Origin of the sequence: Salinivibrio sp. SS2, assembly GCF_001722075.1 — a bacterium.
GTDB classification, from domain to species: Bacteria; Pseudomonadota; Gammaproteobacteria; order Enterobacterales; family Vibrionaceae; genus Salinivibrio; species Salinivibrio proteolyticus.
In genome coordinates this window covers 1-19,444 of sequence record NZ_MEBP01000125.1, presented here as the reverse complement: position 1 = coordinate 19,444, position 19,444 = coordinate 1, and the positions used below count along the sequence as shown (strand labels likewise).

18 protein-coding genes, 7 tRNA genes and 1 pseudogene are annotated in these 19,444 nt (G+C 50.6%); 25 read left to right on the top strand and 1 reads right to left on the bottom strand.

What is annotated here, in order from left to right; all coding sequences use genetic code 11:
- The first annotated feature begins 49 nt into the window (after nt 1-49).
- The 25 genes from BGK46_RS15350 to glmS all read left to right on the top strand — a co-directional run bounded on the left by BGK46_RS15350 (nt 50) and on the right by glmS (nt 18,542).
- Nucleotides 50-1,204, top strand: coding sequence for a GGDEF domain-containing protein (locus BGK46_RS15350; protein WP_069590727.1), 1,155 nt, complete (start codon nt 50-52; stop codon nt 1,202-1,204).
- 10 nt (nt 1,205-1,214) lie between these two features.
- Complete coding sequence (mioC, locus tag BGK46_RS15345) at nt 1,215-1,667, top strand: FMN-binding protein MioC (RefSeq protein WP_069590725.1); 453 nt, start codon at nt 1,215-1,217, stop codon at nt 1,665-1,667.
- A gap of 393 nt (nt 1,668-2,060) precedes the next feature.
- Nucleotides 2,061-3,950 carry a tRNA uridine-5-carboxymethylaminomethyl(34) synthesis enzyme MnmG gene (mnmG, locus tag BGK46_RS15340; protein ID WP_069590723.1) on the top strand — a complete coding sequence of 630 codons (1,890 nt, stop codon included), beginning with the start codon at nt 2,061-2,063 and terminating at the stop codon, nt 3,948-3,950.
- The gene (rsmG, locus tag BGK46_RS15335; protein ID WP_069590722.1) at nt 3,951-4,577 is read left to right on the top strand and encodes a 16S rRNA (guanine(527)-N(7))-methyltransferase RsmG; all 627 of its coding nucleotides are present in this window, start codon (nt 3,951-3,953) and stop codon (nt 4,575-4,577) included.
- A gap of 13 nt (nt 4,578-4,590) precedes the next feature.
- Nucleotides 4,591-5,388, top strand: a complete 798-nt coding sequence (locus BGK46_RS15330; RefSeq protein ID WP_069590720.1) for a ParA family protein — start codon at nt 4,591-4,593, stop codon at nt 5,386-5,388.
- A gap of 8 nt (nt 5,389-5,396) precedes the next feature.
- A complete protein-coding gene (locus BGK46_RS15325) occupies nt 5,397-6,287 on the top strand; it encodes a ParB/RepB/Spo0J family partition protein (protein ID WP_069590718.1) in 891 nt (296 codons plus the stop codon).
- Nucleotides 6,288-6,467: 180 nt separating this feature from the next.
- Nucleotides 6,468-6,857 (top strand): F0F1 ATP synthase subunit I, encoded by a 390-nt coding sequence (locus BGK46_RS15320; protein WP_069590716.1) that lies wholly within the window; start codon nt 6,468-6,470, stop codon nt 6,855-6,857.
- An 8-nt stretch (nt 6,858-6,865) separates the two neighbouring features.
- Nucleotides 6,866-7,654: a F0F1 ATP synthase subunit A gene (gene atpB, locus BGK46_RS15315; RefSeq protein ID WP_069590714.1), complete on the top strand. Its 789-nt coding sequence runs from the start codon at nt 6,866-6,868 to the stop codon at nt 7,652-7,654.
- 75 nt (nt 7,655-7,729) lie between these two features.
- On the top strand, nt 7,730-7,981 hold the full coding sequence (gene atpE / locus BGK46_RS15310) for a F0F1 ATP synthase subunit C (RefSeq protein ID WP_025672872.1): 252 nt from the start codon (nt 7,730-7,732) through the stop codon (nt 7,979-7,981).
- Between the two features lie 52 nt (nt 7,982-8,033).
- Nucleotides 8,034-8,504: a F0F1 ATP synthase subunit B gene (gene atpF / locus BGK46_RS15305; RefSeq protein WP_069590712.1), complete on the top strand. Its 471-nt coding sequence runs from the start codon at nt 8,034-8,036 to the stop codon at nt 8,502-8,504.
- A 15-nt stretch (nt 8,505-8,519) separates the two neighbouring features.
- The gene (atpH, locus tag BGK46_RS15300) at nt 8,520-9,053 is read left to right on the top strand and encodes a F0F1 ATP synthase subunit delta (RefSeq protein WP_069590710.1); all 534 of its coding nucleotides are present in this window, start codon (nt 8,520-8,522) and stop codon (nt 9,051-9,053) included.
- Nucleotides 9,054-9,069: 16 nt separating this feature from the next.
- Nucleotides 9,070-10,611: a F0F1 ATP synthase subunit alpha gene (gene atpA, locus BGK46_RS15295; protein ID WP_069590709.1), complete on the top strand. Its 1,542-nt coding sequence runs from the start codon at nt 9,070-9,072 to the stop codon at nt 10,609-10,611.
- Nucleotides 10,612-10,657: 46 nt separating this feature from the next.
- Nucleotides 10,658-11,524 (top strand): F0F1 ATP synthase subunit gamma, encoded by an 867-nt coding sequence (atpG, locus tag BGK46_RS15290; RefSeq protein ID WP_069590707.1) that lies wholly within the window; start codon nt 10,658-10,660, stop codon nt 11,522-11,524.
- Nucleotides 11,525-11,560: 36 nt separating this feature from the next.
- Nucleotides 11,561-12,964, top strand: coding sequence for a F0F1 ATP synthase subunit beta (gene atpD, locus BGK46_RS15285; RefSeq protein ID WP_069590705.1), 1,404 nt, complete (start codon nt 11,561-11,563; stop codon nt 12,962-12,964).
- 19 nt (nt 12,965-12,983) lie between these two features.
- Entirely contained in the window at nt 12,984-13,406 is a 423-nt protein-coding gene (locus BGK46_RS15280) for a F0F1 ATP synthase subunit epsilon (protein ID WP_069590703.1), read from the top strand.
- Between the two features lie 156 nt (nt 13,407-13,562).
- Entirely contained in the window at nt 13,563-14,921 is a 1,359-nt protein-coding gene (glmU, locus tag BGK46_RS15275; protein ID WP_069590702.1) for a bifunctional UDP-N-acetylglucosamine diphosphorylase/glucosamine-1-phosphate N-acetyltransferase GlmU, read from the top strand.
- 119 nt (nt 14,922-15,040) lie between these two features.
- Nucleotides 15,041-15,115: transfer RNA gene (locus BGK46_RS15270), tRNA-Gln, on the top strand.
- A 2-nt stretch (nt 15,116-15,117) separates the two neighbouring features.
- Nucleotides 15,118-15,194, top strand: a tRNA-Arg gene (locus BGK46_RS15265).
- Nucleotides 15,195-15,236: 42 nt separating this feature from the next.
- A tRNA-Leu gene (locus BGK46_RS15260) sits at nt 15,237-15,321 on the top strand.
- 39 nt (nt 15,322-15,360) lie between these two features.
- Nucleotides 15,361-15,435: transfer RNA gene (locus BGK46_RS15255), tRNA-Gln, on the top strand.
- 9 nt (nt 15,436-15,444) lie between these two features.
- Nucleotides 15,445-15,521 (top strand) — tRNA-Met (locus tag BGK46_RS15250).
- 43 nt (nt 15,522-15,564) lie between these two features.
- Nucleotides 15,565-15,651, top strand: a tRNA-Leu gene (locus BGK46_RS15245).
- Nucleotides 15,652-15,696: 45 nt separating this feature from the next.
- Nucleotides 15,697-15,781, top strand: a tRNA-Leu gene (locus tag BGK46_RS15240).
- Nucleotides 15,782-15,926: 145 nt separating this feature from the next.
- Nucleotides 15,927-16,694: a DeoR/GlpR family DNA-binding transcription regulator gene (locus BGK46_RS15235; protein ID WP_069590699.1), complete on the top strand. Its 768-nt coding sequence runs from the start codon at nt 15,927-15,929 to the stop codon at nt 16,692-16,694.
- Between the two features lie 9 nt (nt 16,695-16,703).
- The gene (glmS, locus tag BGK46_RS15230) at nt 16,704-18,542 is read left to right on the top strand and encodes a glutamine--fructose-6-phosphate transaminase (isomerizing) (protein ID WP_069590698.1); all 1,839 of its coding nucleotides are present in this window, start codon (nt 16,704-16,706) and stop codon (nt 18,540-18,542) included.
- Nucleotides 18,543-18,978: 436 nt separating this feature from the next.
- Here the strand turns inward: glmS and BGK46_RS15225 are convergent.
- Nucleotides 18,979-19,401, bottom strand: a pseudogene (locus BGK46_RS15225) (IS30 family transposase); the annotation flags it as partial.
- Nucleotides 19,402-19,444 lie beyond the last annotated feature (43 nt).

Below are 19,444 nucleotides of genomic sequence, written 5' to 3'. Positions count from 1 at the left end.
GTTTTCACCATGATCTGCTACGTTAATAGAGCGTCTAGCTGGAGGTGAAATGCTCTCGTCCTTAAATCCGATCTTATCGATCGGTTTAACCCGTCAGAACCAACTCATGCGCCATCAGATTCGAATGATCAATCTGTTAGGGCTTATTTGTGTGCTCGGCACACTTATCTTCTCCGCGCTCTATTGGTTTGCCTTTCAAAGCGCTATCGCCGCGTGGCACAACCTCCTCTACGCAGGCTTGTATGCGGGCGTATGGGGGATAATGGCAGCGGGTCGTTGGTCGATTGCGCGCTATTGGCTCTTTGGGGTGTTCTTTGCCCAACAGTTTGTGATGTCTTACTGGGTACTGGATGCGAACAGCCAAAACGAGCTGTTGCTGCTGGTGGTACCGACCGTGGTGGTTTTAGTCTTTGAGCCCACAGAGCGCTTTGCTCGCTACGGACTCGCATTGGGCGCCATCGCGTTGATGTTCGCCGCGCAAGTGCTTCCCGCCCCCACGCCGTTAGTTTATCTCTCTAGTCTCCACGCACAGACCCTCTATTTAAGTGTGGTATTGGTGTTTGTCGCACTGTCCGTAGTACTCATGGATTTTTATTTATTTGATTTATATGCCATTAATCGCCAAGCTCGTCAGCAGATTCAACGTGATGCCCTTACCCAAACGTGGAGCGCCAGCTATTTCTACCAATGTGTCGCGCAGCACGGTCGCGCGACCTCAGACAATCCGCTGGCCGTTCTGTGCATCAATCTCGATGGTTTTCAATCTCTTAATTGGCGATATGGCCGCGATACGGGTGATCAGCTCCTTCAATTTACCGCCCAACTTCTTACTCGCCACCTACCGCATGACGCCATTATCAGCCGTACCCATGCCGATCAGTTTTTGGTTATGTTGGCGGGCCAAGCCTGCTTAGCCGCTCCCCATTGGGCCGCTCAGTGCCGACAAGCCATTGCGGAAACGCCTTTTACCTTTGCTGGCGGCGCTTATGCGCTCACCGTATCGATTGGCTTAGTGCAACAAATGGAAGGAAAAATCTACGCTATTCCCTTGATTGATCAAGCCACTCGGGCGATGACAGACGCCAAATTCGCAGGGGGCAATCAAATTGTTTGCCATCCCAGCAACGCCCCTGATTTTGCTACACCTTCATCGATTGACTCTGAACCCAACTGCCGAAATACTAGTCGCGATAACCGTGAATAATGAGGACAGTATGGCAAATGTAACCATCATCACCGGCAGTACGCTCGGTGGTGCAGAATATGTCGGTGATCACCTTGCCGATCTCCTGCAAGCAAAAGGCCATCAGGCCCACGTCGTCAATGAAGGGATCCTCGATGATGTACTAAGCGCCAGTACATTATTGATCGTCACGTCCACCCATGGGGCTGGCGACTTTCCAGATAGCATCGCGCCTCTGATGGAGCAGTTAATGAGCGAACGGCCAATGCTGCGCGATCTCCATTACGGTGTGGTCGGCATTGGAGATTCAAGCTATGACACCTTCTGCGAGGCGGGCATGAAGGCCGATGCCTTGTTACAAGACCTTGGCGCCGTCAAAGTCGGGGAACGGATCGATATTGATATTCAAGCGCATCCGGTCCCTGAGGATGAAGCGGAACGTTGGTTTACCGAGTGGGAACCCTTGATCCACAAAATCAAGTGAGCATTATTTAACCATTCAATCTGTGGATAACTAAGGAATAACCCAGTGATCTTCCTTTAGTTATCCATTTAATAGTTTTACTCCTTCCCTACCATTGTGGATAACATGCCATTTTGATCCCAGGTGATACAGGATCGGATCCAAGGCCGCCCACAACAAGTGATCGTTTTAAGATCCTTGATCTCTATGATCTTTTTCCAGTTACCCACAAAGATCGTCTTCCCTAATAAAAGATCTAACAAAAGATCTATATAAAGATCTTATTTATATATAGCTAACGCCCATAGACGATCTTGATCAAGGTTTGGTTCACTGTTGGCGGAAAAAGCGCTAGAATGTCGCCCCTTTTGCTTAGTTCATGCTCACACACTTACCCAGGTTGAGGCTTTAATCATGTTTTACCAGGATCACTTTGACGTCATCGTTGTTGGTGGTGGCCATGCTGGTACCGAAGCGGCACTTGCCGCTGCACGGATGAACCAAAAAACGCTGTTATTGACCCATAACATTGATACGTTGGGTCAAATGTCGTGCAACCCAGCGATCGGTGGGATCGGGAAAGGACACCTGGTAAAAGAGATCGATGCGTTAGGCGGTGCGATGGCGCAAGCCATTGATAAAGGCGGGATCCAATTTCGAACCCTTAATGCGTCGAAAGGCCCAGCGGTACGGGCGACACGTGCTCAAGCAGACCGTGCGCTGTACAAGGCAGCCATTCGTCATACCCTTGAAAACACGCCAAATTTGTCACTGTTCCAACAAGCCGTGGTGGATTTGATCGTCGACCAAGATCGTGTCACTGGCGTCGAGACCGAAATGGGGCTCAAATTCAGTGCCACTACCGTGGTATTGACCGTGGGAACCTTCCTTGGCGGTAAAATCCATATTGGACTGGATAACTATGCCGGTGGTCGTGCTGGGGATCCACCGTCAAACAAACTCGCGGATCGCTTACGTGCCTTGCCATTTCGGGTGGATCGCCTAAAAACCGGTACTCCGCCACGTATCGATGCTCGCTCGGTTGATTTTAGTGTGATGCAAACCCAACACGGGGATACTCCTTGTCCGGTGTTTTCATTTTTAGGCGATGTGTCTGAGCACCCACAGCAAGTTCCGTGCTACATCACCTACACCAATGAAAAAACCCATGATGTCATTCGCGCTAATCTTGATCGCAGCCCGATGTATGCTGGGGTGATTGAAGGTATTGGCCCACGTTATTGCCCGTCGATCGAAGACAAGGTGATGCGTTTTGCGGACAAAGACAAACACCAAATTTTCGTCGAGCCGGAAGGATTGACCAGCACTGAGCTGTATCCAAATGGGATATCCACCAGCTTACCGTTTGATGTGCAAATGGGGATCATCCACTCGATCAAAGGGTTTGAGAATGCGCGCGTGATCCGCCCAGGCTACGCGATTGAGTATGACTTTTTCGATCCGCGCGATCTCAAGCACACCCTGGAAACCAAATTTATCCACGGTTTGTTCTTTGCGGGACAAATCAATGGTACTACCGGCTATGAAGAAGCCGCAGCACAAGGGTTGTTGGCCGGTTGTAATGCCGCGTTACAAGCTCAAGGCAAAGAAGGATGGAGCCCACGTCGCGATCAAGCTTACATGGGCGTGTTGATTGACGACTTGTCCACCATGGGCACCCAAGAGCCTTACCGGATGTTTACCTCGCGCGCCGAGTACCGTTTGCTGTTGCGTGAAGATAACGCCGATATGCGCTTAACCGAAAAAGGGCGTGAGCTGGGACTGGTAGACGATGTACGCTGGGCTCGCTTCAACCAAAAAATGGAAAACATGGAGCAAGAACGTCAGCGTCTGCGTGGTACTTGGATTCATCCTCACTCAGACGATGTCCATGCGCTCAATGCCATGCTGAAAACACCGCTGACGCGTGAAGCAAACGGAGAAGATTTACTCCGTCGCCCAGAGCTCCGCTATGAAAATATCGTCTCGTTGCCGACCTTTGGTCCGGCGCATGACGATGTTCAAGCTAGCGAGCAAGTTGAGATCCAAGTGAAATACGCCGGCTATATCGAACGTCAGCAAGACGAGATCGAAAAGTCTCAGCGCCATGAAAATACCGTGATCCCATTTGAACTTGATTACATGCAGATCAAAGGTCTTTCAAACGAAGTACGTGGCAAGCTACAAGACGCGCGTCCGGAAACGGTCGGTAAAGCATCGCGTATCTCAGGTGTCACGCCAGCAGCCATTTCGATTTTGCTGGTGCATTTGAAAAAGCACGGCATGCTCAAAAAAGGAGCCTAAATGCAACAGCAACTTCAACAAGGGCTGGCGAAAGCCGGCCTTGCGCTTTCTCCGTCGCAACAACAGCAGCTGCTTGATTATGTAGGCTTGCTCGACAAGTGGAACAAAGCCTATAACTTAACCTCGGTTCGTCGCCCAGAAGACATGGTGGTGAAACATATCCTTGATAGCTTGGTGGTATCACCACACTTGGAAGGTGAACGCTTTATCGATGTCGGAACAGGACCGGGTTTACCTGGGATCCCTCTGGCCATCGCCAACCCAGATAAACAGTTCACCTTGCTCGACAGCTTAGGTAAGCGGATTCGTTTTATTCGCCAAGTGCTGCACGAACTTGGTATCGACAATGTGACGCCGGTACAAAGTCGTGTCGAAGCGTTTGTCCCTGAAACCGGGTTTGATGGTGTGCTAAGTCGCGCGTTTGCGTCGATGAATGACATGGTTAGTTGGTGTCATCACCTCCCTCATGCACGTGGGCTGTTTTACGCCTTGAAAGGACAGGTGGACCAACAGGAGCTAGATGCCCTGCCGACTGATTGTTCTGTGACCGATATCAAAGCTTTGAAGGTGCCGGGATTGGAAGGGGCGCGTCATCTAGTAATCTTGAGAGCAAAGACTAACGAGTAGAGGTCATAGGCACGTGGGTAAAGTTATCGCGGTAGCAAACCAAAAAGGCGGTGTGGGTAAAACCACCACGAGTGTCAACTTAGCGGCATCGCTGGCAGCCACTAATCGCAAGGTGCTACTTATCGACCTTGACCCTCAAGGGAACGCGACCATGGCCAGTGGTGTGGATAAATACGATGTCCATGCCACCGCCTACGATCTACTGGTTGAAGAAGCCCCGTTTGAACAAGTGGTGGTCAGCGATACGTCCGGCGGCTATGACCTGATTGCGGCGAACGGTGATGTCACCGCAGCAGAAATCAAGCTGATGGAAGTGTTTGCCCGTGAAGTGCGCTTACGCACCATGCTTGAGCCTGTAGTTGCACGCTACGATTACATTTTTATCGACTGTCCCCCGTCTTTGAACCTCCTTACCATCAATGCGATGACCGCGGCAAACTCGGTACTCGTCCCTATGCAATGTGAATATTTTGCGTTGGAAGGGCTCACTGCATTGATGGATACCATCAGTAAACTGGCTAGCGTCGTGAACGCCGACCTTCATGTTGAAGGTGTATTGCGCACCATGTACGACCCAAGAAACCGATTAGCGACCGAAGTATCGGATCAGATCAAAAAACACTTCGGTGATAAGGTGTATCGTACTGTGATTCCCCGCAATGTGCGGCTCGCGGAAGCGCCAAGTCATGGCCGACCCGCCATGTACTATGACAAGTTATCCAGTGGTGCCAAAGCCTACCTAGCCCTTGCGGGTGAAATTCTGCGTCGAGAAGAGCAATCGCGCGCTTCTGCCGACGCTGTCAATGCCTGAGGAACACAATGAATTCAGCGAAACGCGGTCTTGGAAAGGGCCTGGATGCCTTGTTGGCGACCAGTGCACAAGCTCAGTCTCGTTATACATCCGAACCTGAATCCACCGATGCGAGCAATAGCGAATTGCAGCAATTGTCGGTATCGGCGTTGGTGCCGGGTCTTTACCAGCCACGCCAAGATATGGCGGAAGAGGCGCTGGAAGAGTTAACCGAATCCATTCGCGCTCAAGGTATTATTCAGCCCCTCGTGGTTCGCCACGCTGAAAACGGGCAGTACGAAATTATTGCTGGCGAACGTCGCTGGCGAGCAGCAAAGCAAGCCGGTTTGGCCAAAGTGCCCTGCTTGGTCCGTGAGATGAGTGACAAAGTCGCCAGTGCGGTGGCGTTGATTGAAAATATCCAACGCGAAAATTTGAACGCGATGGAAGAAGCTCAAGCGCTTGAACGCTTGGTCAATGACTTCTCACTCACCCACCAGCAACTGGCTGAATCGCTTGGTAAATCTCGCACTACCATCAGCAACTTATTGCGCTTGAATGGGTTAGAGTCTGGGGTCAAGCAACTGCTGCTTAACAAACAACTCGAGATGGGCCACGCACGTGCCCTGCTGGCGTTGGAAGGAGACGCGCAAATTGATGCGGCACTGACTGCCGTCAACAAAAAAATGACCGTCCGCCAGATAGAAAAACTGGTGAAAAAAATGCTTTCACCGCAAGTTGAAGCGAAAAGGCCAGAATTATCACCTGAAGTAGAGGCACTGCAGCAGCGCCTTGGCGACAAGCTTGGGGTGAAAGTGGCATTAACACAACAGAAAAACGGTAGTGGTAAATTGGTGATCAATTTCGAAGAATCTGACAAGTTAGCGCAAATTCTTGCAATTTTCGACGAAGAAGTGTGACCCATGCCATTCGCTTTTTGTTACATAAAAGCGCTTACTGTGATCAGGTTACTCTGTTGTAAAATTTTCCCCGCTTTTTTACATCGATGCGATTGCATTAGCTGGGGTGAAACGTATAATTTTCGCTGTTTTCCCAGCACGGCAACAGTGCTAAGTGGAACGGAATCGAGGAACAAATACATGGTATCGACGCTCGCGCGGCCGGGTCGTGTTATCGCGACAAAATTGGTGCTTTTGCAAGCTGGCGTCGTATTAGCAACGGCAAGCGTGATGGCACTCGCTATCAATGTCGACTGGGGAAAATCCGCGCTGATCGGCGGCGGCATCTTTGTGATTGCCAATGCTGCATTTGCGTCGTGTGCTTTCCTTTTTAGTGGGGCAAGAGCTGCAAAATTTGTAGTCGCGTCCTTCTTCAGCGGTGAAGTGTTAAAAATTTCACTGACCGTCGTCCTGTTTGTCCTTGCTTACCTGTATATCGAGGTGGAACTCGTTCCCCTCAAACTGGCCTATTTGCTGGCATTAGGGATTAACATCCTCGCGCCAGTTTTATTCATTAACAACAACAAATAGGATGAGTTATGGCTGCGTCAGGTGATGCGCTTACACCGTCTAGCTACATCTCTCACCACCTGACTAATTTGTCAGTGGGTGAAGGATTTTGGGCGGTTCACATTGATAGCCTGTTTTTCTCTGTCCTCATCGGTATCGTCTTCCTAGGCATCTTCCGATCGGTGGCAAAGAAAGCATCGACAGGTGTCCCAGGTAAGCTTCAGTGTTTCGTCGAAATCTTGGTTGAGTTCGTTGATGATAACGTTCGCGAAACCTTCCACGGACGAAATCCACTGATTGCACCTTTGGCCCTGACTATCTTCGTTTGGATATTCCTGATGAATACGATGGACTTAATCCCCATCGATTTTCTACCGTATCCGGCGGAACATTGGTTAGGCATTCCTTACTTGAAAGTAGTGCCAACTGCAGACGTAAATATCACCCTTGCGATGGCGCTGGGCGTGTTCTTCTTGATGATTTTCTACAGCATCAAGATTAAGGGCTTAGGCGGCTTTGCAAAAGAGCTGGCTCTGCACCCGTTCAATCACCCTATCATGATCCCGTTCAACCTCCTGTTGGAAGTCGTCTCGCTGCTGGCGAAACCGATTTCTCTTGGGATGCGTCTGTTCGGTAACATGTTTGCCGGTGAGGTGGTATTTATTCTTATCGCGGCATTGCTGCCGTGGTGGGCGCAATGGCTGGGTTCTGTGCCGTGGGCAATCTTCCACATTCTAGTCATTACAATTCAAGCCTTTGTCTTTATGATGTTGACCATCGTGTATCTCTCGCAGGCACACGAAGACTCAGATCATTGATGACATTTTTTAGTTAGTAAGCAATTTGTTAGTCATTATTGGCGTTTACGCCGACAACGAAAACTGGAGATAGTGATGGAAACTTTATTGAGCTTTTCTGCAATTGCCGTGGGCATCATTGTAGGTCTTGCTTCCCTAGGTACCGCGATTGGTTTCGCCCTGCTGGGTGGTAAATTCCTTGAAGGTGCAGCACGTCAACCTGAGATGGCTCCTATGCTGCAAGTGAAGATGTTCATCATCGCGGGTCTTCTGGACGCCGTACCAATGATCGGTATCGTAATCGCACTGCTGTTCACTTTCGCGAACCCATTTGTAGGTCAACTGTAATCTGGCTAGTAGCTGAACAGACCCTTTAGCTAATGATTAAGGAGGCGCTGTTGTGAATATCAACGCAACTCTGCTAGGCCAGGCAATCGCATTCACAATCTTTGTGTGGTTCTGCATGAAATATGTATGGCCACCACTGATGCAAGCGATTGAGGAGCGTCAGAAGAAAATTGCTGACGGACTCGCGGCGGCGGATCGCGCTGCCAAAGACCTGGATTTGGCCCAGGCAAATGCTTCTGAGCAAATGAAAGAAGCGAAGCGCGCTGCAACTGACATCATCGAGCAGGCGAACAAACGCAAAGCACAAATCCTCGACGAGGCGCGTGCTGAAGCGGCTGCTGAGCGCGACAATATCCTGAATCAGGGTAAAGCCGAGTTGGAAGCAGAGCGTAACCGTGCTCGCGATGAGCTGCGTAAGCAAGTTGCATCGCTCGCTGTTATTGGTGCCGAGAAAATTATTGAGCGTTCTATTGATGAGAATGCTCATAAAGATCTTCTCGATAAAATCACTGCAGAACTGTAATAAGGAGGGGCAGCAATGTCTGAACTGACAACAATCGCTCGCCCCTACGCGAAAGCAGCCTTTGATTTTGCGGTAGAAAAAGGCGAGCTGTCCCAATGGGCAGAAATGCTCGCCTTTACTGCTGAGATTGCCCGTGATGAGCGCGTCCAACATATGCTGGACGCCTCCTATTCCGCTGACAAGTTAGCGGAATTATTTATCGCAGTTGGTGGCGATCAGCTCAACACGTTCGGCCAGAACCTGATTAAGGTAATGGCAGAGAACCAGCGCTTAAAAGCCCTGCCTGAGGTTTGTGAACAGTTCCTGGCCATGCGCCGCGATCTGGAAAAAGAAGCGGAAGTCCAAGTGATTTCAGCGACGGCTCTTTCCGAAGAGCAACAACAAGCCATCAGTGACAAGCTCGCCGCGCGTCTTGAGCGCAAAGTAAAGCTGAACTGTAGTGTAGACGAAGCCCTGGTTGCCGGGGTTGTGATTCGAGCTGGAGACTTGGTCATCGATAACTCAGTAAGCGGCCGTATGCGCCGTCTGAGCGATGCATTGCAGTCTTGATTTGGGGAATTGGAGCATGCAACTTAATTCCACGGAAATAAGCGATCTGATCAAGCAGCGTATCGAGAAATTCGACGTTGTAAGTGAAGCGCGTAACGAAGGTACCATCGTGTCAGTCAGCGACGGTATCATTCGCATCCACGGCCTTGCTGATGCTATGCAAGGTGAAATGATTGAACTGCCTGGCAACCGCTATGCACTTGCATTGAACCTTGAGCGTGACTCAGTGGGTGCGGTTGTGATGGGTCCTTATGCGGACCTGCAAGAAGGCATGAAAGTGACCGGTACAGGTCGCATTCTTGAAGTCCCGACTGGCCCTGAACTTCTGGGTCGCGTTGTGAATACACTGGGTGAGCCGATCGACGGTAAAGGTCCGATCGAAACCAAAACCACTTCGCCAGTCGAAGTGATTGCCCCTGGTGTTATCGCACGTCAATCGGTCGATCAACCTGTTCAAACCGGCTATAAAGCGGTTGACTCGATGATCCCAATCGGCCGTGGTCAGCGTGAGCTGATCATCGGTGACCGCCAAACCGGTAAAACCGCGCTGGCGATCGATGCCATCATCAACCAGAAAGACTCTGGTATTTACTCTATCTACGTTGCGATCGGCCAAAAAGCGTCGACCATTGCGAACGTAGTGCGCAAACTGGAAGAGCATGACGCACTGAAAAACACCATTGTGGTGGTGGCTTCAGCGTCTGAAGCAGCAGCATTGCAATACCTCGCGCCTTACGCGGGTTGTGCAATGGGTGAGTACTTCCGTGACCGCGGTGAAGATGCCCTGATTGTTTACGATGACCTGTCTAAGCAGGCTGTTGCATATCGTCAGATCTCGCTGCTGCTACGTCGTCCACCAGGCCGTGAAGCTTTCCCAGGTGACGTTTTCTACTTGCACTCACGTCTTCTAGAACGTGCGGCACGTGTTAATGCGCACTATGTTGAGCAGTTCACTAAGGGTGAAGTGAAAGGAAAAACCGGTTCGTTGACCGCACTCCCTATCATTGAAACCCAAGCGGGTGACGTATCTGCATTCGTACCGACCAACGTTATCTCGATCACTGATGGTCAGATCTTCCTGCAAACTGAGCTGTTTAACGCAGGTATCCGTCCAGCGGTTGACCCAGGTATTTCGGTATCGCGTGTTGGTGGTTCTGCGCAAACCAAGATCATGAAAAAACTGTCTGGTGGTATTCGTACCGCGCTTGCACAGTATCGTGAACTTGCGGCGTTCGCTCAGTTCTCTTCCGATCTGGATGATGCTACTAAGAAGCAATTGGACCACGGTCAGAAAGTGACCGAGCTGATGAAGCAGATGCAATATGCACCTATGTCTGTGTTTGAGCAGGCGCTGGTGATTTTCGCTGCGGAAAAAGGCTTCCTAGCAGACGTTGAGTTGAACAAAATCGGTGATTTTGAGCGCTCTCTGCTGGCCTTTGCCAAGAGTCAGTACGCTGACCTAGCGGCTCAGATCGATGAGTCTGGTGCTTATAACGATGAAGTTGAAGCACAGCTGAAAAAGCTGTTGGAAGATTTCAAAGCGACCCAGACTTGGTAAAACGTAGGTGACCACTTAGGTGGTCGCCCACTAACGGAGAGTAACTATGGCCGGCGCAAAAGAGATTCGTAATAAGATCGGAAGTGTGAAAAACACACAGAAGATCACTAAAGCGATGGAAATGGTGGCAGCCTCCAAAATGCGTAAAACGCAAGAAGCCATGGAGTCGTCACGTCCATACGCTGTCACTATGCGCAAAGTGATCGGTCATCTTGCACTGGGTAACTTGGAGTACCGCCATCCGTATTTGGAAGAGCGGGAAGCCAAGCGCGTTGGTTACATCATCATTTCTACAGACCGTGGGCTGTGTGGTGGCTTGAACATCAATATGTTCAAAAGCGCTATCAGTGACATGGAAAGCTGGACCCAAAAAGGGGCTGAGATTGACTTAGCCTTGGTGGGCGCTAAAGCGACAGCTTTCTTCAATAGCTACGGCGGTAATGTAGTGGCGCAAGTGTCTGGTCTGGGTGATACCCCAGCACTGGAAGACCTCATCGGTACCGTTGGGGTGATGCTGAAAAAATATGATGAAGGTGAGCTGGACCGCTTGTACTTGGTTTTCAACAAGTTTGAGAACACCATGGTGCAGACCCCAGTGATCGATCAATTGCTGCCTTTGCCAAAGTCAGACGACGAGGAAATGCAGCGCAGCCATGCTTGGGATTATATCTATGAGCCTGAGCCAAAGCCGTTGCTCGATACCCTATTGATCCGTTATGCGGAATCACAGGTGTATCAAGGTGTGGTTGAGAACCTCGCCAGTGAGCAAGCGGCACGTATGGTGGCGATGAAAGCTGCGACTGATAATGCAGGGAATCTGATTGATGATCTGCAATTGGTCTACAACAAAGCCCGTCAGGCTGCGATCACCCAAGAGCTGTCAGAAATTGTTTCTGGCGCAAGCGCGGTGTAAAGGCAAGGGTTAACGAACTAGTTTAGAGGAATAACGATGGCTACAGGTAAGATCGTTCAGATCATCGGTGCGGTAGTCGACGTAGAGTTTCCACAAGACGCAGTACCTCAGGTATATGATGCGTTGAATGTGAAACGTGAAGGCGAGCGTCTGGTGCTGGAAGTTCAGCAGCAGCTAGGTGGTGGCGTAGTCCGTGCCATTGCTATGGGCTCATCTGATGGTCTACGTCGTGGAATCGAAGTAGAAAATACAGGTAAATCAATCGAAGTCCCTGTGGGTGAAGAAACCCTCGGCCGTATCGTCAACGTGCTGGGTGATGCGATTGATGAGCGTGGCGATATCGGTGAGAAAGAGCGTTACTCTATCCACCGTGAAGCGCCAAGCTACGAAGAACAGTCAAGCGCGACTGAGCTTTTGGAAACGGGTGTAAAGGTTATCGACCTTATTTGTCCGTTTGCGAAAGGCGGTAAAATCGGTCTGTTTGGTGGTGCGGGTGTAGGTAAGACCGTTAACATGATGGAGCTTATCAACAACATCGCACTGCAACACTCAGGTCTGTCTGTATTCGCCGGTGTAGGTGAGCGTACTCGTGAGGGTAACGACTTCTACTACGAGATGCAGGAAGCGGGTGTTGTAAACATTGAGAAGCCCGAAGAGTCAAAAGTGGCCATGGTATATGGTCAGATGAACGAGCCACCAGGTAACCGCCTGCGTGTTGCACTGACCGGTTTGACCATGGCGGAAAAATTCCGTGATGACGGCCGTGACGTACTGCTTTTCATCGATAACATCTATCGTTATACCCTTGCCGGTACTGAAGTATCCGCCCTGTTGGGTCGTATGCCATCGGCAGTAGGTTACCAGCCAACACTGGCTGAAGAGATGGGTGTACTGCAAGAGCGTATTACCTCAACCCGTACCGGTTCTATCACCTCGGTACAGGCGGTTTACGTGCCTGCGGATGACTTGACTGACCCGTCACCAGCAACCACGTTTGCTCACTTGGATGCAACCGTTGTTCTGTCACGTAACATCGCGTCTATGGGTATGTACCCAGCGATCGACCCATTGGACTCAACATCGCGTATGTTGGACCCATTGGTGGTTGGTCAGGACCACTATGATGTGGCACGTGGCGTACAGTCTGTGCTTCAGCGCTATAAAGAGCTGAAAGACATCATTGCCATCCTGGGTATGGACGAGTTGTCTGAAGATGACAAACTGACCGTTGCACGTGCACGTAAGATTGAGCGTTTCTTGACTCAGCCTTATCACGTTGCAGAAGTCTTCACCGGCCAACCAGGTGTCTATGTTTCGCTGAAAGATACCATTGCAAGCTTCAAAGGCCTGCTCAGTGGTGAGTACGACGATATCCCAGAACAGGCATTCCTGTACTGCGGTAACATCGACGAAGTGCTCGAAAAAGCGAAAAACCTGTAAGGCTTGAGTAGGAGGCGATATGGCAGCGATAACCTTCCATCTGGATGTGGTCAGCGCAGAGCGACAATTGTTCTCTGGCCGTGCCGAGCACATTCAGGTGACCGGTAGCGAAGGTGAACTGGGTATTCACGCAGGACACACACCGCTGCTGACCGCTATCACGCCTGGTATGGTTCGCATCGTCAAACAAGGCGGTAGCGAAGAGATCATTTATCTTTCTGGCGGTACCCTTGAAGTACAGCCTGGCACAGTGACTGTGCTGGCTGATACGGCAATTCGGGGTGAAGAGCTAGACCAAGCCAAGGCAGAAGAAGCGAAGCGCCGCGCTGAGGAGCGAATCCATAATCAGCACGGTGACATCGACTTTGCTCAGGCGGCCAGTGACCTGGCTAAGGCGATTGCGAAGCTTCGAGTGATCGAGCTGACCAAGCATAAGCGTTAATCAGGCGCTCACGGTGAAATAAAAGCGACGCATTGGCGTCGCTTTTTTATTGCCTGTACGAGTGTACTTTTTCGGCGGCGATTCGCTCGCAAGCCAAAACGCGTTACACTAAGCGCAATATCATAGACAACTCATCTCTCTTATCACGGAAAGACTATGCAATACAGTGCAGTAATTCTTGCGGCCGGAAAAGGCACGCGTATGTATTCTAATACTCCCAAAGTGCTTCATACTCTCGCCGGTAAACCTATGGTGAAACATGTGATTGACACTTGCCAAGGGCTAGGCGCCGCGTCGATTCATCTGGTTTATGGCCATGGTGGCGATACCATGAAGCAGGTGCTTGCTGATAGCGATGTGAACTGGTGTTTGCAAGCAGAGCAATTGGGGACTGGTCATGCGGTACAGCAGGCGGTGCCGCATTTTCGTGATGATGAGCAGGTTTTGGTGCTGTATGGCGACGTGCCTTTGATTTCAGAGCAAACCTTAACCCGTTTGCTTGAAGGACAGCCTGAGGGCGGGATTGGTCTATTAACGGTGCATCAAAACGATCCGACCGGTTATGGCCGTATTGTGCGTGAAAACGGGGAAGTGGTCGCGATTGTTGAGCAAAAAGATGCCACTGATAGCCAGCTTGCCATCACTGAAATCAATACCGGTGTGCTGGTGGCGACTGGACGTGACTTGCGTCACTGGTTATCGCAGCTTGATAACAATAACGCGCAAGGTGAGTTTTATCTCACCGATGTGATTGCGCTGGCACATCAACAAGGCCGCACGATTCAAGCTGTGCACCCTGTGAATGCGATTGAAGTGGAAGGGGTGAATAATCGTCTACAACTTTCACGCCTTGAGCGGGAATATCAAAAAATGCAGGCTGAACAGTTATTGCTTAGTGGTGTGATGCTCATCGATCCTACGCGCTTTGATTTGCGTGGCCAACTGCAATGCGGGCTGGATGTCACCATTGACGCCAACGTGATCATCGAAGGCAATGTCACCCTAGGGGATAACGTGACCATCGGTGCTGGCAGTGTGCTGATTGATTGTGAGATTGATGACAATACATTAGTGCGCCCGTACAGCGTCATTGAAGGGGCCAGCGTTGGGGAAGAGTGCACAGTCGGTCCGTTTACGCGGTTACGTCCGGGGGCTGAGCTGGCTCGCGATGCGCATGTCGGCAACTTTGTGGAAATGAAAAAGTCTCGCTTAGGGGAAGGGTCGAAAGCCAATCACCTGACTTATCTGGGTGATACAGAGGTAGGGCGCGGCGTGAATATTGGTGCTGGGGTGATCACCTGCAATTACGATGGCGCCAATAAACATAAAACCGTGATTAAAGACAATGCCTTTATCGGCTCGGACTCTCAGCTGGTGGCACCTGTGGTGATTGGCGAAGGAGTGACCGTCGGGGCGGGTAGTACCATCAGCAAAGACGTCTCCGATGGTCAACTTATCATCACTCGCGCCAAACCAAGGACAATTGAGGCTTGGCAACGGCCGAAAAAACAGTAAAATCACTGTCTGTTGAGCGCGTATCAACGGCTTTTTCACGCAAGCGGCTAAAACTTGCGCGGTTGGTAAAATCAGGTGTTGACTCCCGATAAAAACCAGCCTAGTATACGCGCCTCAGTTGGGGTATCGCCAAGCGGTAAGGCAACGGGTTTTGATCCCGTCATTCCCAGGTTCGAATCCTGGTACCCCAGCCAACGCGTCCGTAGCTCAGCTGGATAGAGTACCTGGCTACGAACCAGGCGGTCGGAGGTTCGAATCCTCCCGGACGCGCCATCTTTCTTCAACTACCATGAAGTCAGATGAACAACTTGGAATGCGGAAGTGGCGGAATTGGTAGACGCACCAGATTTAGGTTCTGGCGCCGCAAGGTGTGAGAGTTCAAGTCTCTCCTTCCGCACCATTATTTGAAAGCATGTGGCGTAAAGCGGCATGACTAAGTTGGGGTATCGCCAAGCGGTAAGGCAACGGGTTTTGATCCCGTCATTCCCAGGTTCGAATCCTGGTACCCCAGCCACTTTAGGTTGGCTACGTAGCTCAGTTGGTTAGAGCACATCACTCATAATGATGGGGTCACAGGTTCGAATCCCGTCGTAGCCACCATTCTTTTCGATTTGTCGCCAAAAGCGGTAAATCACACCGGTTTGCGGCGGTGGCGGAATTGGTAGACGCGCTAGCTTCAGGTGCTAGTGTCCGAAAGGACGTGAGGGTTCAAGTCCCTCCCCCCGCACCAAGACAATTGGTACTCAGCCCGCCCGCTGAGCTATCATAAAAATATGCGGAAGTGGCGGAATTGGTAGACGCACCAGATTTAGGTTCTGGCGCCGCAAGGTGTGAGAGTTCAAGTCTCTCCTTCCGCACCATCTTAGAAGCCCATCAGCTGTTGCTGGTGGGCTTTTTTGTTATTTCTTGTTTATCCGCTTATTTCTCGTCACTTTTTGTGTTCTTTTCTTGATCTTTGATGTGTTTTCACTACCATAAGTTTCGAAACGAAAGTTGGTAGGTTACATGTCGAAACGAAACACGCAACAGCGTCGTCATACCATCGTTACCTTGCTTACCGAGCAGGGCAGCGTCAGCGTTGACGAACTCTCTCAACGCTTTGAAACGTCAGAAGTGACTATCCGTAAGGATCTTGCCGAGCTAGAAAAAAATGGCCTATTGCTGCGCCGTTATGGCGGAGCGGTGCCTGTGCCGCAAGAAATGGTCTCGGAGCAAGCCGTCAAAGTTTCGAAACAAAAGCAAAGCATCGCCGATGCCGCCGCTGCGCGCATTCGGGACCACAACCGTATTGTGGTCGACAGTGGCACTACCACCGCCGCTTTGATCCCTTTATTGGATAAAAAGCGTGGCCTTGTGGTGATGACTAACTCACTCCAGGTGGCCAATGCCATTCGTGAACTCGAACACGAGCCAACGCTGCTGATGACGGGCGGCACTTGGGATACCCATTCTGAATCGTTTCAAGGCCAAGTGGCTGAACAAACCTTACGTGCGTACGACTTTGACCAGCTTTTTGTGGGCGCTGACGGCATTGATGTGGCGCGCGGTACCACCACCTTTAACGAGATGACGGGCCTGACTCGCGTGATGGCGGAGGTCGCACGAGAGGTGGTGGTGATGATCGAGTCTGAAAAAATTGGCCGTCGGATCCCTAACTTGGAGCTTGCGTGGTCCAGTATCGACACCTTGATCACCGATAATGCGTTGGATGAAGACACTCGGCGCGCGATAGAACAAACCGGCACAGACGTTATCTGTGTAGACAATGTATAAGGACTCACTATGTGTGGAATTGTAGGCGCTGTGGCGCAGCGTGATGTGGCAGAAATTCTGGTTGAAGGCTTACGTCGCTTAGAATATCGCGGATACGACTCAGCAGGGGTCGCCATTACCGATACAAAGAGCGGGCAGATGACGCGTTTACGCCGACTGGGTAAAGTGGCGGCGCTCTCGGACGCAGTGGCTGACGCCAACCCTGCTGGAGGCACAGGGATTGCGCACACGCGTTGGGCAACGCACGGTGAGCCAAGCGAAGCCAATGCGCACCCACACATGTCTGGCGATGATATTGCCATTGTGCATAACGGCATTATCGAAAATCACCACAGCTTGCGTGAACAATTGCAAGCGCGTGGTTATCAATTCCACTCCCAAACCGATACCGAAGTGATTGCTCACCTCGTTGATTGGGAGCGTCGTCAATGTGGCGATCTCCTCGCCGCCTTCCAGCGCACGGTCAGTCAGCTTGAAGGCGCGTATGGCACTGTGGTGATGGATAAAAACCAACCTGAGCGTTTGATTGCGGCTCGTTCAGGCAGCCCATTGGTGATTGGCCTGGGTGTGGGAGAAAACTTTCTCGCCTCTGATCAGCTAGCACTGCTCAATGTCACTCGTCGCTTTATCTACCTTGAAGAGGGCGATGTGGCGGATATTAGTCGTCGTGAAGTGGTGATTTACAACCAAGAAGGTACGCCGGTTGAGCGTGAAGTGCATGAAGCAAGCGCCCAGTACGACGCGGCGGACAAAGGCCAATATCGCCATTACATGCAAAAAGAGATTTACGAGCAACCGACTGCGCTTACCAATACCATGGAAGGGCGTTTGGGCAACGATCATGTGATTGTGGATGCGATTGGTAACGGTGCTAGCGACATTCTTGCTAAAGCGCAGCATATTCAAATTATTGCCTGTGGTACTTCGTATAACGCGGGCATGGTGGCGCGTTATTGGTTTGAATCGCTGGCAGGGATAAGCTGTGATGTGGAAATCGCGTCAGAGTTTCGCTATCGCCAGTTTGTCACCCGTCCGAACAGTGTATTGATCACCTTATCGCAGTCTGGTGAGACCGCAGATACGCTAGCAGCGCTGCGTTTGGCCAAAGAGCGTGGCTATATGGCCACCATGACCATTTGCAACGTGGCGGGCTCCTCGTTGGTACGTGAATCCGATCTGGCCTTTATGACGCGCGCGGGCGCAGAAATCGGTGTTGCATCGACCAAAGCCTTTACCACCCAGCTTTCTGCCCTGCTGATGTTGGTCACCGCACTGGGTAAAATGCAGGGCACCATCGGATACGAAAAAGAGCGTGAGATTGTCGATGCCTTGCATCATCTGCCTTCAAGCATCGAGCAAGCGCTGACCTTTGATAAAGCCATTGAGCAACTTGCGGAAGACTTTGCCGACAAGCATCACTCACTGTTCTTAGGGCGTGGTGAGTTTTATCCGATTGCTGTAGAAGCCGCGCTAAAGCTAAAAGAAATCTCTTACATTCACGCTGAGGCTTATGCCGCTGGTGAGCTAAAGCACGGTCCACTGGCGCTGATTGATGCCGACATGCCAGTGATTGTGATTGCTCCGAATAATGAGCTGTTGGAAAAGCTTAAATCCAATATCGAAGAAGTCCGAGCTCGTGGTGGTCAACTGTATGTGTTTGCCGATCAAGATGCCGGCTTTACACCGGAAGAGGGGATGAACATTATCGCCATGCCACACGTGGATGACATCATCGCCCCGGTGTTCTACACCATCCCGATGCAGCAATTGTCGTATCATGTGGCCTTGATTAAAGGCACGGACGTCGACCAACCTCGTAACCTTGCTAAAGCCGTTACTGTAGAGTAAACCTGCCTAACAATCACCACGCTCTTGTCGGTAGACATTAAAGTCTGAAACTGTGACACTAAATTTTGAAACTGTACCACTAAAGTTGAAAACTTTTTAAACTCGGTTAAACTGATTAAAAGTTGACCGGGTTTTTGTTATGGCAAAATCAAAGTACGTTTTAACTGAAAAGCAAATCATCAAGCGGATAAATGAAGGCCGAGGTGCAGGAAGGCTTTCTGACTATAAGCCGTGGCTGTATGTTAATGAGGTCCCTTCGGAAGGCCGATCTCAGAGAGTCTACTCTCACCTAACGGGCCGGATTCATCATGTACTATCGGACCTTGAGTTCGCAATCTTTCTCCTTCTAGACCATAACCCTGCGGTAACAGATATTCGTGAGCAGTTTCCACTCAACAGGGATGATACTCTCAATATTTCCAAGGAAGGCGCGGATTCAACTGCGAAGTGCAACACTCTCGTCTGCAGCCTGACATAACTTGTTAAAGATAACGCTAGGCTGCCTAAAACCAAGACATTTTCTTGGTCGAGCATTCAAGCGGGCCACAGCTTGCATCACCTCTTCTTCTGTGATTTCACGCAGGTCAGTGCCCTTGGGAATATACTGCCTGAGCAGCCCGTTACTGTTTTCGTTTAAACCTCGCTCCCAGGATGAATAAGGATGAGCAAAGTAAATCTCTGTCTCTAATGCCTCGGCTATCGCCTTATGTCCGACAAATTCTGAGCCATTATCTGCGGTGATTGTGTGCACATGCGCGGAGTACGGTCTAAGTAGCCCAATAGTGGCATCACGGACGACATCAGCGTTTTTGCTGCTCACCTTTTTTAACAAGTAAAAACGACTGGTTCGTTCCTGCAATTATACCAATTACACCTATACAGTATTTGACAAATACAGGATA